Annotated in this window: 10 protein-coding genes; 4 read left to right on the top strand and 6 right to left on the bottom strand. The window is 65.8% G+C overall.

Features of this window, described 5'->3' with window-relative positions; genetic code table 11:
* Nucleotides 1–57 precede the first annotated feature (57 nt).
* The 3 genes from GUY37_RS11425 to GUY37_RS11435 all read left to right on the top strand — a co-directional run bounded on the left by GUY37_RS11425 (nucleotide 58) and on the right by GUY37_RS11435 (nucleotide 3,786).
* On the top strand, nucleotides 58–1,116 hold the full coding sequence (locus GUY37_RS11425) for an SGNH/GDSL hydrolase family protein (RefSeq protein WP_228278153.1): 1,059 nt from the start codon (nucleotides 58–60) through the stop codon (nucleotides 1,114–1,116).
* The gene (locus tag GUY37_RS11430) at nucleotides 1,113–1,850 is read left to right on the top strand and encodes a Maf family protein (protein ID WP_166825684.1); all 738 of its coding nucleotides are present in this window, start codon (nucleotides 1,113–1,115) and stop codon (nucleotides 1,848–1,850) included. Before GUY37_RS11425 ends, GUY37_RS11430 begins: the two co-directional genes overlap by 4 nt.
* A 124-nt stretch (nucleotides 1,851–1,974) precedes the next feature.
* Nucleotides 1,975–3,786 (top strand): acetyl/propionyl/methylcrotonyl-CoA carboxylase subunit alpha, encoded by a 1,812-nt coding sequence (locus GUY37_RS11435; RefSeq protein WP_166825687.1) that lies wholly within the window; start codon nucleotides 1,975–1,977, stop codon nucleotides 3,784–3,786.
* Nucleotides 3,787–3,856: 70 nt separating this feature from the next.
* Here the strand turns inward: GUY37_RS11435 and GUY37_RS11440 are convergent, their stop codons facing one another.
* The 4 genes from GUY37_RS11440 to GUY37_RS11455 form a co-directional block, all read right to left on the bottom strand.
* Nucleotides 3,857–5,134: an RNA polymerase sigma factor gene (locus GUY37_RS11440; protein ID WP_166825690.1), complete on the bottom strand. Its 1,278-nt coding sequence runs from the start codon at nucleotides 5,132–5,134 to the stop codon at nucleotides 3,857–3,859.
* Nucleotides 5,134–5,475 (bottom strand): YciI family protein, encoded by a 342-nt coding sequence (locus GUY37_RS11445; RefSeq protein ID WP_166825693.1) that lies wholly within the window; start codon nucleotides 5,473–5,475, stop codon nucleotides 5,134–5,136. The genes GUY37_RS11440 and GUY37_RS11445 overlap by 1 nt, the downstream gene beginning before the upstream one ends.
* Before the next feature lie 155 nt (nucleotides 5,476–5,630).
* Nucleotides 5,631–7,055 (bottom strand): NAD(P)H-quinone dehydrogenase, encoded by a 1,425-nt coding sequence (locus tag GUY37_RS11450; RefSeq protein WP_166825696.1) that lies wholly within the window; start codon nucleotides 7,053–7,055, stop codon nucleotides 5,631–5,633.
* Nucleotides 7,056–7,114: 59 nt separating this feature from the next.
* On the bottom strand, nucleotides 7,115–7,666 hold the full coding sequence (locus GUY37_RS11455) for a gamma carbonic anhydrase family protein (RefSeq protein WP_166825699.1): 552 nt from the start codon (nucleotides 7,664–7,666) through the stop codon (nucleotides 7,115–7,117).
* Nucleotides 7,667–7,949: 283 nt separating this feature from the next.
* Here GUY37_RS11455 and GUY37_RS11460 point away from each other — a divergent pair, with 283 nt between their 5' ends.
* The gene (locus tag GUY37_RS11460) at nucleotides 7,950–8,198 is read left to right on the top strand and encodes a WhiB family transcriptional regulator (protein WP_009374875.1); all 249 of its coding nucleotides are present in this window, start codon (nucleotides 7,950–7,952) and stop codon (nucleotides 8,196–8,198) included.
* A 230-nt stretch (nucleotides 8,199–8,428) separates the two neighbouring features.
* Here the strand turns inward: GUY37_RS11460 and GUY37_RS11465 are convergent, their stop codons facing one another.
* Nucleotides 8,429–9,943, bottom strand: a complete 1,515-nt coding sequence (locus GUY37_RS11465; protein ID WP_166825702.1) for a sensor histidine kinase — start codon at nucleotides 9,941–9,943, stop codon at nucleotides 8,429–8,431.
* 278 nt (nucleotides 9,944–10,221) lie between these two features.
* Complete coding sequence (locus GUY37_RS11470) at nucleotides 10,222–15,102, bottom strand: NAD-glutamate dehydrogenase (protein ID WP_228278154.1); 4,881 nt, start codon at nucleotides 15,100–15,102, stop codon at nucleotides 10,222–10,224.
* Nucleotides 15,103–15,149 lie beyond the last annotated feature (47 nt).

Consider the following 15,149-nt stretch of genomic DNA (forward strand, 5'->3'; position numbering starts at 1 on the left):
CAATAGTTGTTGATGCACTGACAAAGGTGCAATGATGACGCCGGAGGAGGGAAAACAGTGGGAAGACGCTTGATCTATACGCTGGCGACCATGGGAGCCACAGTCGTCGGCGCCGGTGCCTCGGCCGCGGGTCTGCTCCGCCACCAGGCAGGATCGCTGCGTCGCTCCTTCGACGACGACAAGAATCGTCGCTGTTCCACCTTCACCGAGGCGATCGCCGCCCCACGTGATAACGACGATGACGACTCCGCGGCGCTGGCCATCATCGGCGACTCCTGGCTGTGCGGGGTCGACGTCGACCCGGAGCAGGCACCTCCCACTCTCATCGGCCGCGGCTTGGCACGAATGCTCGGCACCACTGTGCGGGTCCAGACCACCGCGCGGCCTTCGGCGCTGTCGGATGATCTGCACCGGCAGGTCGACGAAGTCCTGCGTTCCCCCTGGCTCTCCCGTCAGCTCTCGGACCGGTGGAGCGAAGACCGTCGGTTTGCGATCATCTCGATCGGCACCGGCGACATCATCCACCCGATCCAGGCGACCATCGGCGTTCCCGTGCTCAACCAGGCCATCAACAGACTCCAGCGGGAGGGCCGATACAGCGTGTTCGTCCTCGTCTGCCCCAACCTCGGCGGTCTGCCCGGGCTGCGCGATCCGCTCAAGACGTCCCTGCGTCGGACCTCCCGAGTCCTCGCCGGTTCTCAGTGGCTGGCCGCACTCGCCGCACGCGCGGTTCCGCTGCGATCGACGGGATCACTCAGCGGCACGACACGCCGGTCTCTGCTCAACGGCTCGGGTCGGTTCCCCAGCGAACTCGGCTATGCGCAGCTGTCCTCGACCCTGCTGTCCGCAATCGCCGAACGCATCGACGCTCCCGTCATCGTCGACCGCAGCCTCGATATCCCGGAGAAGGGTGAGACCGCCCGCCGCGACGAGCTCGTTCCCGGCGCTGAGGCTCAGTCTGTCGCCGAGGACGAATCGAGTGCCGATGCGCAGTCCGGCGCCGATACGCAGCCCGATGTCGAACAGTCTCCCGAACAGCCTGTGGCTGTCGAAGGAGGCGTCACGACGGACGACACGCCCGACCAGGCTCCGAATCCGTCGGAGGCCGTCTCATGATCCCCGTGGTCCTCGCCTCACAGTCTCCTTCCCGTCGCCAGATCCTCCGAGCCGGCGGAATCGACCCGGTCATCATCGTCTCCGCGGTCGACGAACGTGCCATCGAGGACGAGTTCACCGGCTCCGTCGGCGATCTCACCACGGCGTTGTCGGAGGCCAAGGCCCATGCGGTCATCGACCGGATGATCGCTTCCACTCCCCCAGCTCTGCACGGTGCGGAGACCGTCGTCGTCATCGCCGGGGACTCCCTCCTCGAATTCGACGGCCGAGCCATCGGCAAACCGGGTACGGCCGAACGCACTCGCGCTGTGTGGTCGGAGATCGCCGGTCAATGGACTCAGCTGCATTCGGGTCATACGGTCGCCGTGCTCACACGGACGCTTCAGGCGATCGGCGCACCCGGTCGCCCGGCAGCTGACGACCGCACCAGCGCTGCCGAGCGTGCCGAGCGCGGCGATTCAACGCGATTCGAACTCAGCGCTCTGCGCTCGAAGCGGTCGACGACCTCGGTGCTCATCGGCTCACCCAGTCCACAGGAGCTCGAGGCGTACATCGCCACCGAAGAGCCCTTCCAGGTGGCCGGGGCGCTGACGATCGACGGATTCGGCGGGGCCTTCGTCGACCGGCTCGACGGCGACCATCTCACCGTGCTCGGCCTCAGCCTGCCGGTGGTGCGCGAGTTGGTCACCGATATGGGCCTGTTCTGGCCCGATCTGTGGCCTCTCGAGCGCTAGACTCGGTCCAGGTCCGGTAGACACGCCCGAGCACATTGAAGTTCTCGTCCCAATTTTTTATCGCTGTTCTACAAACCCTTGGTGCTGTTCTCTAAATTGTTCTGTGATCATACAAAGGAGCACCATGACCACAGTCCTCCCCGACTCCACGACCTCGCATCTGAGCACCACTGTTCCGACCGGGGCCGTCCGCCGAGTCCTCATCGCCAACCGCGGTGAGATCGCTCTGCGCATCATCCGTGCCGCCCACGACCTCGGCATCAGGGCCGTCGCCGTGTACACCCGCGCCGATTCCGATGCCGACTTCGTCGAACTCGCCGATGACGCGTGGCTGTTGGACGGTGCCGGGGCCGGGGAGACGTACCTCGACATCGAGAAGATCCTCGCCTTGGCCAAGCGCTCCGGTGCCGATGCCATCCATCCCGGCTACGGCTATATGGCCGAGAACGCGCAGTTCGCACAGGCCGTCATCGATGCCGGGCTGATCTGGGTCGGTCCTCCCCCGGCCGCGATCGAGCTGCTCGGAGACAAGTCGGGAGCCCGTGCCGTCGCCGAGGCCGTCGATGCTCCGGTCGCGCCCGGTTCCGATGGCGCCGTGGCCGATCTGACAGAGGCCGCCGAGGTGGCCGACCGGATCGGCTTCCCCGTCGTCGTCAAGGCCGTCCACGGCGGCGGCGGACGCGGTTTCCGCGCCTGTGCTTCCGCCGCGGACCTCGAGGCCGCCTATACTGCGGCGACCCGTGAGGCGCAGAGCGCCTTCGGTCGCGGTGAGTGCCTCATCGAGAAGCAGATCGTGCGTCCCCGTCACCTCGAGACCCAGTGTCTGGCCGATGCCCACGGCAATGTGCGGATCGTGTCGACGCGTGACTGCACTCTGCAGCGCCGCAATCAGAAGATCATCGAGGAGGCGCCCGCTCCGTTCCTCATTGCTGAGCAGGAGCGCATCGTCTCCGAGGCCTCGGCCCGTCTGCTCGCCCACGTCGGCTACGTCGGTGCCGCAACCTGTGAGTTCCTCCTCGGCGAAGACGGCACCATCATCTTCATGGAAGCCAACGCGCGCATCCAGGTCGAGCACACCGTCACCGAGGAGATCACCGGAGTCGACCTCGTCGGCTGGCAGGTGCGCATCGCCTCGGGTGAGGCTCTGCCCGATGAGTTCCCCGCCGTTCGCGGACACTCCTTCCAGTTCCGCATCAACGCCGAGGACCCCACGACGTTCTTCCCCGCCACCGGTGCGGTGAAGAACTACCGTGCGCCTTCGGGTCCCGGTGTGCGTCTTGACTCGGGCATCGGCGAAGGCAGTGTCGTCGGCACGGACTTCGATCCGATGATGGCCAAACTCGTCGTCACCGGTGCCACCCGTGACGAGGCTCTGGCCAGAGCCCGCCGGGCTCTGGCCGAATACCGCATCGAGGGAGTCTCGACGTTGCTGCCGCTGCATCGTGTGCTCGTCAACGAGCAGGCGTTCGCCACCGACTTCAAGGTCTGGACCAACTGGCTCGAAACCGCTTTCGTCAATCCGCTTGCCGATCCACAACTAGGAGAACAGATGAGTACTGCAGCCGACAGCTTCAGTGTTGTGGTCGAGGTCGATGGTCGCCGGATGACCGTTTCGGTCCCCAAGGACGTCATCTCCGACCTCGGTCATGTTCCCAGCCCCAGTGTGCCGCGGCGCAAGCGCGGGCTCAGCAGCCGCAAGGGTGCGAAGATCGCCGACGACTCGAACGCGGTCAACGCTCCCATGCAGGGCACCATCGTCTCGGTCGCCGTCAATCCCGGTGACACCGTCGAAGCCGGTGATACTCTCGCCGTCATCGAAGCGATGAAGATGGAGCAGCCGCTCAAGGCCGGTCACTCGGGCACCGTCTCCGAGGTGCTCGTCGATGCAGGTGCCTCGGTGAAGTCCGGTGAGGCGATCATCCGCTTCGCCGCCTGAGCCGAACTGCCTCCTGCCGCCGGTCGCTTCGTGCCGAACAGGAGCCGAGCTCATAACCTTCCTGCCCGGGTCACCGCTGAAGATCGGTGATCCGGGCAGTGATGTATTCGGACTCGGCGTCATTGCCAAGGCATTCCAGACCGGCGCCGTAGGCATCCTCGGCTTCGGCAGTGCGGCCGAGTTCGCCGAGGGTGATCGCCCTTGCGATGTGGTAGGGCCTGTGCCGCAGCAGCTGCGGCTCGTCGGCCAGCTCGTCCAGGGCGTTCATCGCCGCATCGGGCCCTGAGACCCTGCCGAGGGCGATCGCGGCGTTGAGGGAGACGACCGGCGATGGGTCGAGGTCGGAGAGCATCCGATAGAGCGCGAGGATCTGCCTCCAGTCCGTGTCGGCGAACCGAGCGGCGTCGGCGTGCAGGGCTGCGATAGCCGCCTGGATGGTGTATGCGCCGGCTCCCGGTTCTCCGGCGGCCGCATCGACGAGTCCGGTCCCCTCGGCGATGAGACGGGAATCCCACAGGCTGCGGTCCTGGTCAGCCAGCGGCACGGGCTGCCCGTCGGGCATCACCCGAGCGCGGTCGCGTGCCCGAGTGAGCAGGAGCAGAGCCAGCAGGCCACGAGCTTCGGTCTCCTCCGGCAGAAGACCGACCAGCAGTCTGGTCAGTCCGATCGACTCCTCCTGCAGATCCACGCGGGTATGGGTGGGACCGGCGGTTGCATTCATCCCCTGGGTGAAGATGAGGGAGAGGACGCGAAGCACTCCGGGCAACCGGTCGCTGAGCTGATCGGGTGAGGGGCGACCGAAGGGGATCCCGGTCTTGAGGATCCGCTGTTTGGCGCGGACGATCCGCTGCTGCATCGTCGCGGTCTCGACGAGGAAGCCGGCTGCCACCTCGGCGGTGGACAGTCCCGAGAGGAAGCGCAGGATGAGCACGATGCGTTCGTCCTCGCGCAGGGGCGGGTGCGAGCAGGTGAAGAACAGTCCGAGACGTTCGTCGGGTATGTCCGCGGCGTCCGTCTCCTCGCCGAGGCGCACTGCATGGTCGTCGTGGTCTCCCGGCCGCAGCTCGTCCTCGATGCGCAGCCGAGCGAGGTGCCGTGTGCGCACGTCGTCGGCGCGGATGAGATCGATGGCGCGGTTCTTCGCCGTGGCCATCAGCCATGCCTGCGGACGCTCCGGGACGCCCCGACCCGGCCACGTCTCGACCGCGCGGAGCACGGCCTCGTGGAGGGCCTCCTCGGCGAGGTCGAAGTCATGGAATCGGGTGACCAGCGAGGCGAGCAGCCGCCCGAAGTCCTCGGCGCCGATGGCGCTGAGGATACGGGCGGCCGCGTCGGGATCGGGATCCATCAGTAGTCGGCCACCGGTCGGATCTCGATGTGTCCGGCCTTCGCTCCGGGGCTCTTCTTCGCCCAGGCGATCGCCTCGTCGATGTCGGCGACCTCGATGACGTAGCTGCCGCCGACGAACTCGTTGGATTCGGCGAACGGCCCGGAGGTGACGAGCGACTCGCCGCCTGATTCGCTGACCCGGACGCCGAGCTCGGGTCCCTCGAGGGCGAAGCCGCCGACGACGACCCCCGCCTCGCTGATCTCCTTTTCGAATGCCATGAACTCGCTGGGATCCGCGCCGCCGTCCTCACCGCAGTCGGGGTCCTCCGTGCGTCCCATGAGCAGAAGTGCGTACTTCATGTCGATCTCCTTCGTCGTTCCACTTGTCATGCCGGGCGGCCTGACACCATGATGACGGTCGAGGAGCGAGAAGATCGACAGCTGGCCAGAAATAATTCTCTGCGACCCCGAAGCTCCGGTGTGTCTCCGGGCTCAGAGGTGGTCTGTCTCCGGGCTCAGAGGTGGCGGTGGAGCTTCCGTGCCGCTTCGGTCAGCGAACCGCTCACCGAGGGGTAGACGACGAAGGATGCGGAGAGCTGATCGACCGTGAGCCGGTTCTCCACGGCCATCGTGATCGGCAGGATGAGTTCGCTGGCCCGGGGGCCGACGACGACGCCGCCGAGGATGGAGCCGGATCCGCGGCGGGCGAAGATCTTGACGAAGCCGTCTTCGATGCCGAGCATCTTGGCACGCGGGTTCGTGTCCAACGGCAGCATCACGGTGTCGATGTCCGTCGGGTTCTCGCGATAGTTCTGCTGAGTGAAGCCGACAGTGGCGATCTCGGGTGCGGTGAACACGTTCGAGGCGACATTGCGCAGCTTGAGCGGCTGCACGGCGTCGCCGAGCGCATGGTTCATCGCGATCCGACCCTGCATCGCAGCCACCGAGGCCAGAGGCAGCACACCGGTGCAGTCACCGGCCGCATAGATTCCGGCCCGTGAGGTCCGCGACACCCCATCGACGACGATATGTCCGGATTCGCTGACCCGCACACCGGCTTTCTCCAGGCCGAGACCTTCGGTGTTCGGAATCGAACCGACGGCCATGAGGCAGTGAGATCCTTCGACGCGGCGACCGTCGGCGAGCACCACTTCGACTCCGTCGTCGGTGCGGGTCACCGAGGCGGCGCGCGAGCGGGAGAGGACGTTCATGCCCTTGTTGCGGAAGACGAATTCGAGCACATCGGCTGCGTCCTCGTCCTGGCCGGGCAGGACCTTCTCACGCGAGGACACCAGGGTGACCTCGGTGCCCACGGCGCGGTAGGCCGACGCGAACTCGGCACCGGTGACACCGGAGCCGACGACGATGAGATGTTCGGGCAGCTCATCGAGGTCGTAGAGCTGGGTCCAGGTGAGGATGCGCTCACCGTCGGGCTGCGCGGTGGGCAGCTCACGCGGGTGCGCGCCGACGGAGAGCAGGATCGTCGAGGCTTCGAGCGTGTATTCGGTGCCTCCGGATTCGACGACGTGGACCTGGTCGCGACCGGCCAGAGTCGCCTTGCCCTGGATGGCTTTGACACCGGCGCGGATGAGGCCTTCGTAGATGTCGTTGGCCTGAGCGTCGGCCAGCGCCAGGATGCGCTTGTTGACCGCTTCGAGGTCGGCGGTGACACGGCGCGTGTCGGTTCCGTTGTCGTCGTCGCTCTCGATCCGGATTCCGAGCCCGTCGGAGCGTTCGATCTCATCCATCATCTCGGCCGTGGCGATGAGCGACTTCGACGGCACGACATCGGTGAGCACGGCGGAACCACCACACCGGTTCTGCTCGATGAGCATGACATCGGCACCGAGCTGAGCCGCGACGAGCGCGGCTTCGTAGCCGCCGGGGCCGCCGCCGATGATGACGACGCGATCTGCAGTGGAATCAAATTCAGTGTTCACACTCAGATTGTCTCAAATCGCCACGATGCTTGCGAACGGCCCCCTGAGCAGCGATCCGATCAGCTCGGATCGACCACCTCGGCGGTGTCCTTGTGCAGGGTCGACAGGTGCACATAGGACTGTGCGTTCTGCCGGACCTTCTCCACTCCCTCGTCGGTCATCTCTCGGCGCACCTTCGCGGGAACACCGGCGACCAGCGACCGAGCGGGGATCTGCGTGCCTTCGAGGACGACTGCGCCGGCGGCGATCAGGGACTCGCTGCCGACATGGGCGTCGTTGAGCACGGTGGAGTGCATTCCGATGAGCACATCGTCGTCGACGACCGCTCCGTGGACGAGAGCCTGGTGGCCGATCGAGACCCGGGCACCGATCACGACGGGTTTGCCGGCGTCGGTGTGCATGACGGTGTTGTCCTGCACATTCGAATCCTCACCGATCGTGATCGGGGCGGCCTCGGCGCGCAGAACGCATCCGTAGAAGACGCTGGCGCCCTTCTTCACGTGCACATCTCCCACGAGGGTCGCCCCGGCTGCGACGAACGCCCCGGGATCGACCTGCGGGGTGCGGCCGCCGACGGAGACGATGCGGGGGCTGGCGAGATCGTTGGTCATGAGTCCTCCATTGGTTCACGAGATGTCTGCGTGCATTCACCTGCTGTCTGCATGTGCCTGCCAGTCTAAGCGGAGACGCTCCGGCAGGGACGAAAGGACGAATCGCGGACCGATTTGCGCGATCGCCCTCATAGCAGGACAATGGGAAAAATTCTTGTCAGAAATTTCACACTGCCGGACCCTTGTGCGCCCAATTGCGTTATGTGAACCTTGACTGTGAGAGTTGCACGCCCGGAATTCGGGCGTGATCAACCGCGTTCACTGAATTCGTCGAAAGGTCACCATGGATTGGCGACACCGTGCAGCATGCCTCAATGAGGATCCGGAGCTCTTCTTCCCGATCGGCAACACCGGACCCGCGCTGCTCCAGATTGAGGAAGCAAAGACTGTCTGTCGCCGCTGTGAAGTTGCAGAGACCTGCCTTCAGTGGGCCCTCGAGTCCGGTCAGGATGCCGGAGTCTGGGGCGGTCTGAGCGAAGACGAGCGTCGCGCTCTCAAGCGTCGCGCCGCTCGCGCCCGCCGCGCCGGCTGAACCCCCGGCAACCGGGGAGGCCAGTCTCCCCTGAACTGCCGAGGCTGTATCCGAACCATCGAGAGACATCCGCACCACCGCCTGAGTCCCTTGTCCCGACGGCGAATGATCGTCGTCAGAACAAGGGACTCAGTCGTATCCGCGCGTTGCTGACGCTCGGGCGATGACGGGCAGCGGTCGCGACGGCCCGGTCGATCGCATCGCCGGACGCGTCGCCGGGCCGGTGGCGCTCAGTCGTAGGAGTCCGGACGCAGCGGCACGTCGAGGACGGCGACGGTTCCGCCGCCTTCTCGGGGCTGCCATTGGATCGAACCAGCCAGGTCGGCCGAGACCAAGGTGCGCACGATCTGCGTGCCGAGTCCATTGCCCGGGTTCTGCGTCTCCCCCAGCCCGATGCCGTCATCGGCGATCGTCACGCTCAGATGGTCTCCGTCGCGTTCGGGAGTCACCCACACATGGCCGTTGAGCGTCTCGCCCGGTTCCAAGCCTTCGAGGTTCTCGGTGGGGAATCCGTGCTCGATCGCATTCGTGATCAGCTCCGTGATCGCCAGGGCCAAGGAGGTGGCATCGGCGGAGGAGATGGTGCCGAAGCTTCCGCATCGTTTGAGTTCGATGTGCACCAGCGGGCTGGTCAGCTCGGGTGTCAGACGCAGACCCTTGTCGACGACTTCGTCGAAGTCCACTTCCGATTCGACGCCTTGGCTGAGCACATCATGGACCACGGCGATGATCGAGACTCGGCGCATCGCCTCGGTCAGGGCGCTCTTGGCCTCGGGGCTGTCGATGCGACGGGTCTGCAGTCGCAGCAGGGCAGAGACGGTCTGCAGGTTGTTCTTCACCCTGTGGTGCATCTCTTTGATCATAGCGTCGCGGGAGAGCAGCTCCCGTTTGCGGCGGCGGATCTCGGAGACGTCGCGAGCGAGTACGATCGCACCGATCCGCTCCCCCTCATCCGTCAGCGGGATCGCTCGCAGGGACACACTCGTGCGCCCGACTTCGAGTTCGGTCCGCCACGGAGCACGTCCCGTGAGTACCAGCGGGAGAGTCTCGTCGACCTGACGCAGCTCGGCGCCGAGGCTCGAGACCACCTCGGAGAGGTAGCTGCCTTCGATCTCTCCGCCGTAGCCGAGACGATGCATCAGCGATACGGCGTTCGGGGAGGCATATTGGACATGCGAATCGCGATCGAGGATGAAGATGCCGTCACCGACCCGCGGTTCGCCGTGCCGGGCTCCGGACGGGGCGTCACGGTCGGGAAAGGTGCCCTGCACGATCATCCGCATCAGCGCCATCGCCGTTTCGCGGTAGAACTTCTCCAGCCGTGATGACCCTCTGCGGCGGACCTCTTCCGAGTACCTGACGACGAGGGCGATGGCCTCACCATTGCGGAGGATCGGCACCGCCTCGGCGAGGATGTCGACATCGGAGGATCCGGCGCTGATGCCCATTTCGTGGGCCGCGGCGACGTGGGTGACATAGCTGCGGGTGCTGCTGGCCTGGTCGAGCAGCTCCTTCTCCAGGCCGGTCGCCCGAGCCCCGATCAGATCTCGGTTGAACAGTGTCGCCCCGGTCGTCGACCGCGCATGGGCGAGCACCGTATAGGCACCGCTGAGCGACGGCACCCACAGGACGAGGTCGGCGAAGGAGAGATCGGCCAGCAGCTGCCAGTCCCCGACGAGCAGATGGATGCGTTCGACGTCTGACTCATCCGTGAGGCCCTCGGCCGCCAGCAGTTCGTTGAGCACGATTCGTTCCTCCCAGGTGAGATCAGCAGACCCGGGTACCCCTCGGATCTGCTGAAAAGTCGATGTTCAGACGCTACCACTTAATCGGCGTGCGGACGGACCCGGCGGCGCCGTCCGACCGGTCACGACTGACTCGCCGATCGCGGCCGACCGGCCGATCGGGGCCGACCGGCCGAGCGGCCGATCGGGGGCCGAGCGGCCGAGCGGCCGATCGGGGGCCGAGCGGCCGAGCGGCCGATCGGGGGCCGACCGCGGGGTCGACCGCGTCCTGAGTCAGCTCAGCTGTTGTGTTCGCTTTCCCAGGTCGAGGAGCGGACCATCGACCGCAGCGAGCGCAGCAGCACCGACAGCGGCGCCTGGGTGACGGTGTCGAGTCCGAGGATCGTCTCCGTCGTCTCGAGCACCCGGCCCACGACCGTCTCGTTGCGTTCGAGCCATTCGGCCAGCCGCTGCTTCGCCCGCTCGTCCGGGGTGCCGGAGATCGGCGAATCCGTGGCGGCCAGGACCGTTCCGGTCACCGACAGGATCGCCGCGTAGTACTCGTCACGCATGGATCCGCGGGCCAGAGCCGACCACCGGTCGCTGCGGTCGAGTTCGCCGATGAGGGTGAGGATCTGCGAACCGGAGAAGCGTTCGTTCACCGCGTAGTAGACCTCTGCGACATCCTCGGCGGATTCGTTCGCGCGGGCCGCCAGCTGGGTGATGTCCAGCAGCACGAACTCATCGAGCAGAGCCGCGGATCGCCATGCGAGTTCGCTCGGGACACCTTCGTCGATGTAGCCCTGAGCCTTCGCCTCCATGGTCTCCGCGTCGTAGCCGTCGACGAGTTCCGGGACCCTGGAGCGCAGCGCCTCGACGACCTTGCCGTACATCTCGATGCCGGAATCGACGTCGAGCCTGTCCGGCGCCTGTTGCACGAGCCAGCGTGAGGAACGGTCGAGCACACGCACATAGTCGTGCTGGAGCTTCACCTGCACCTCGGTCGGCACCTGGTTGTCCAGGGCGCACACCGCGGCGAAGAAGTCGTCGAGACCGAAGATCTCCGAGACCACGACGAATACGCGCGCGATCTGCGGCACCGAGGCCGGGGTCTCCTCCAGCATCCGGTAGATGTAGGTCAGTCCGCCGCGGTCGACGAGGCGGTTGACGAGCTTCGCCGTCGCGATCTCCCGGTGCAGCGGGTGTTCGGGGATGAGCTCCCCGTATTTCTCCTGCAGTGTCTCCGGGAAGTAGGACACGAGTTCCCGACGCATCCACGTCTCATCGGGCACGGCGCTGTCGAGGATCTCATCGGCGGCGTGCATCTTCACATAGGCCAGCAGCACGGCGAGTTCTGGTGACACGTAGTAGCTGAACTCGCGTTTGGCCAGTTCGTCCGCGTTCGGCAGGAACTCGACGGCACGATCGAGGTCGGCGTGCTTCTCCAGGTAGTTCAGCATCCGACCGTAGGTGCCGGACATCGATTCGGTCTGGGCTCTGGCCTCACCGAGGACGACGTTCTGCGAATAGTTGTTCGCCAGCACTCGATCGGCGACCTGATCGGTGAACGAGTGGAGCACCTGTTCGCGCTCCTCGGCGGCGAAGGCACCCTTGTGCAGCAGGGTGCGCAGGAGCAGTTTGATGTTGACCTCGTGGTCGGAACTGTCGACGCCGGCCGAGTTGTCGACGGCATCGGTGTTGATCTCGACGCCGCCCAGCGCAGCCTCGACGCGTCCCAGCTGGGTGACACCGAGGTTGCCGCCCTCGCCGACGACCCGTGCCCGGACCTCGGCGCCGTCGATCCGGATGGCGTCGTTGGATTTGTCGCCGACATCGGCGTGGCTCTCATTCGAGGACTTGATGTACGTGCCGATGCCGCCGTTGTAGAGGAGGTCGACAGGAGCCCTGAGGATTTCGGACATGAGGTCGGCGGGGCTGCGACGGCCGGGTTGGACTCCGAGCACCGAGGCGGCCTCAGGGCTGAGGTCGATCGACTTCGCCGAACGGGAGAAGACTCCGCCGCCGGCGGAGATGAGCTCCCGATCGTAGTCCTGCCAGCTCGAGCGAGGCAGGTCGAAGAGTCTCTGGCGTTCGACGAAGCTGCGTGCGGCATCGGGGTTCGGGTCGATGAAGATGTCCCGATGGTCGAAGGCCGCGACGAGACGGATGTGCTCGCTGCGCAGCATTCCGTTGCCGAACACGTCGCCGCTCATATCGCCGATGCCCACCACTGTGAAGTCCTCGGCGGCGGTGTTGAGGCCGAGTTCGCGGAAGTGCCGTTCGACGGATTTCCATGCTCCGCGGGAGGTGATGGCCATCTTCTTGTGGTCGTAGCCGACCGATCCGCCTGAGGCGAAGGCGTCGCCGAGCCAGAATCCGCGACGTTCGGCGATCGCATTGGCCACATCGGAGAAGCGTGCGGTGCCCTTGTCGGCGGCGACGACGAGGTAGTAGTCGTCATCGTCGTGGCGGACGACACGGTCGGGGTGGACGACCACGCTGGAGTCGTCGCTGCCGTAGGTGAGGTCGTCCGAGACCTCGAGCATGCTTTCGATGAACACCTCGTAGGCGGCCTGGCCGGCGGCCATCCAGGCGTCCCGATCGCTCATCGGCGGCAGCTGCTTGGGGAAAAACCCGCCTTTGGCGCCGGTGGGCACGATGAGGGCGTTCTTGACCATCTGGGCCTTGACGAGGCCGAGGACCTCGGTGCGGAAATCGTCACGACGATCCGACCAGCGCAGTCCGCCGCGCGCAACGGTGCCGAAGCGCAGATGGACGCCTTCGACCTGCGGGGAGTACACCCACATCTCGAGAGCCGGCTTCGGCTTCGGCACGAAGCTGAGCTCTTCGGGCCGGATCTTGAGCACCAGCGCCGTCGGCAGGGCACCGGATTCGTCGATGTAGTAGTTCGTGCGCAGGGTCGCTCGCAGCAGCTCGAGAGAGGAGCGCAGCACACGGTCGGCGTCGAGGCTGGCCACCTCGCTGAGCGAGGATTCGATGGATTCGTCGATCTCGGTCATCGCAGCTTCGCGCTCGACCTCGTCGACGTCCGGATCGAACTTGGCGACGAAGTAGTCGACGAGCAGCGTCGAGATCTGCGGGTTGTCGCTGTAGACCTCACCGACGTAGGCATCCGAATAGGTGAAGCCGGCTTGACGCAGATACTTGCCCAATGCGCGGATGATCGTCACATGCTGCCAGGAGAGTCCGGCGACGACGAGGCGGTCGAAGACTCCCGCCTCCTTCTTGCCTTCCCAGCCGGCCATGAAGGCTTCGGAGATGCGGTCGTAGTCGTCATCGGCCAATTCTTCGGAGAAGCTGAGCCCGAAGTCGTAGATGAAGCGGTGCGAACCGTCGGCGAGGTCCAGTTCGTGGGGACGTTCGTCGACGACGTCGGCGCCGAATGCCGTGAGGAAGGGCAGGACTTCGGACAGGCTGACCCGGTCGTGGCGGTAGAGGACGAGTCGGACGGAAGCGTCCGTGTTCTGCTCGGGACGGTAGAGGCGCACTGCCGGACCGTGGCCGGCATCGAGGGCCTCGAACCGAGCGACGTCGGCGACCGCCTCGGCGGGGGTGTGGTGTTCGCCGTAGCTGGGAGGGAACGCCTTCGACCACAGGTCGGCCCGGGCGTGCGAGGCTCCGGTGTCGCCGGTTTCGGCGGGGACGAGGAACGCGTGGACGTCTTCGGACCAGGAGCGAACGGCTCCCACGATGCGGGCCTCGACCTCATCGGCGCCGATCTGCGGCAGTTCGGAGTCACGGGCGACGCGGGCGACGAAGTGGATGCGGGCCAGCGCCGATTCGCTCAGCAGCACATCGAAGTCGACGCTTTCGGCGTTGTAGAACGTGCGCAGCACTTCCTGCACGCGCACACGGGCGTCGGTGTTGTAGAGGTCGCGCGGCAGGTAGAGGATGACGGAGACGAAGCGCTGGTAGGGGTCGGTGCGGACGAACACGCGGGATTCCCGGCGTTCCTGCATGTCGACGATCTCCATGACGACGTCATAGATCTCCTCGGTGTCCTCGTGCAGGAGGTCTTCGCGCGGGTAGTTCTCCAGGACTCCGAGGAGTTCGTTGGCCGAATGGGATCCGGTGGGGAAGCCGCTGGCGGAGAGGATCTTCGCGACCTTCCGGTCGATCACCGGGATATTGAGGACGCTGTCGTTGTAGAACTCGGGTTTGAACACGCCGACGAAACGGCGTTCGCCGACGATCTCACCGGCTGCGTCGAAGGTCTTCACGCCGATGTAGTCCATGAAGGAGGACCGGATGACGCGGGAGCGGGAGTTCGCCTTCGTCAGCACCAGCACATGCGGTTCCAACGCCTTGTCGGCGACGGCCCGGCTGAGCGGGGACTTCACGAGGGGGCGCAGGGAGGAGATGCCCATCGAGGTGTTCTCGATGGGTTCGAGGCTGCTGTGTTCGGCATCGTGGGTGTAGTCGTACTCGCGGTAGCCGAGGAAGGTGAAGTGACCGTCGAGCCAGGTGAGCAGGGCGGCGGCGGATTCGGCTTCCGAAGTCAGCTCCGGGCGCGGAGCGTGTGCGCTCAGCTCGGCGGCGATGTCTTTGGCCTTCGCCGCCATCGCCTGGGCGTCGCGGGCTGCCGCTGCCACATAGTCGAGGACTCCGCGCAGGCGCTCTTCGAGTGCGGCGAAGTCGCTTTCGGAGATGCGGTCGATCTCGAGGCGGATCCATGACTGCTGCTGTGGGGTCCCGTCCGCTCCACCGGCAGGGGCTTCGGAGACGGTCGGGATGCTCGCCGTCTCCGCACTGAGCGCGGGAGCCTCGGCTGGGGAGAGGATCTTCTCTCCTGGGCCGGTTCCGGTGACGGTGATGATCGGGTGATGGACGCGACGGATCGCTCTGCCGTTCGCGGCGAGGTCGCTGACGATCGACGACACGAGGTGCGGCATATCGGCCAGGACGATGGCGATGACCGTGTGGTTGTCGCGGAACTCCGGGGAGTCGACACTCGGGTTGTAGATCGTGATCGCCGGTGTCTGACCGTCGTATTCGGTTCCGAGGGCGAAGTGACGGGCCGCCGCTGCTGCGTGGGCCTCAGGGTCGCTGGCCCCTGTTTCGAACCGCGGATAGTACGCGTCGAGGAAGTTCTCGGGGGCCGATTGTCCCCTCTGCTTCCTCCACTCTTCTGCAACGTTCGAAATTGAGACCTGAGTCACTGTGTCACCTCTATGATCAACGAGCATTCGTCCGGCGATTCGGCATC

The sequence above is a fragment of the Brevibacterium limosum genome, assembly GCF_011617705.1.
GTDB classification, from domain to species: Bacteria; Actinomycetota; Actinomycetes; order Actinomycetales; family Brevibacteriaceae; genus Brevibacterium; species Brevibacterium limosum.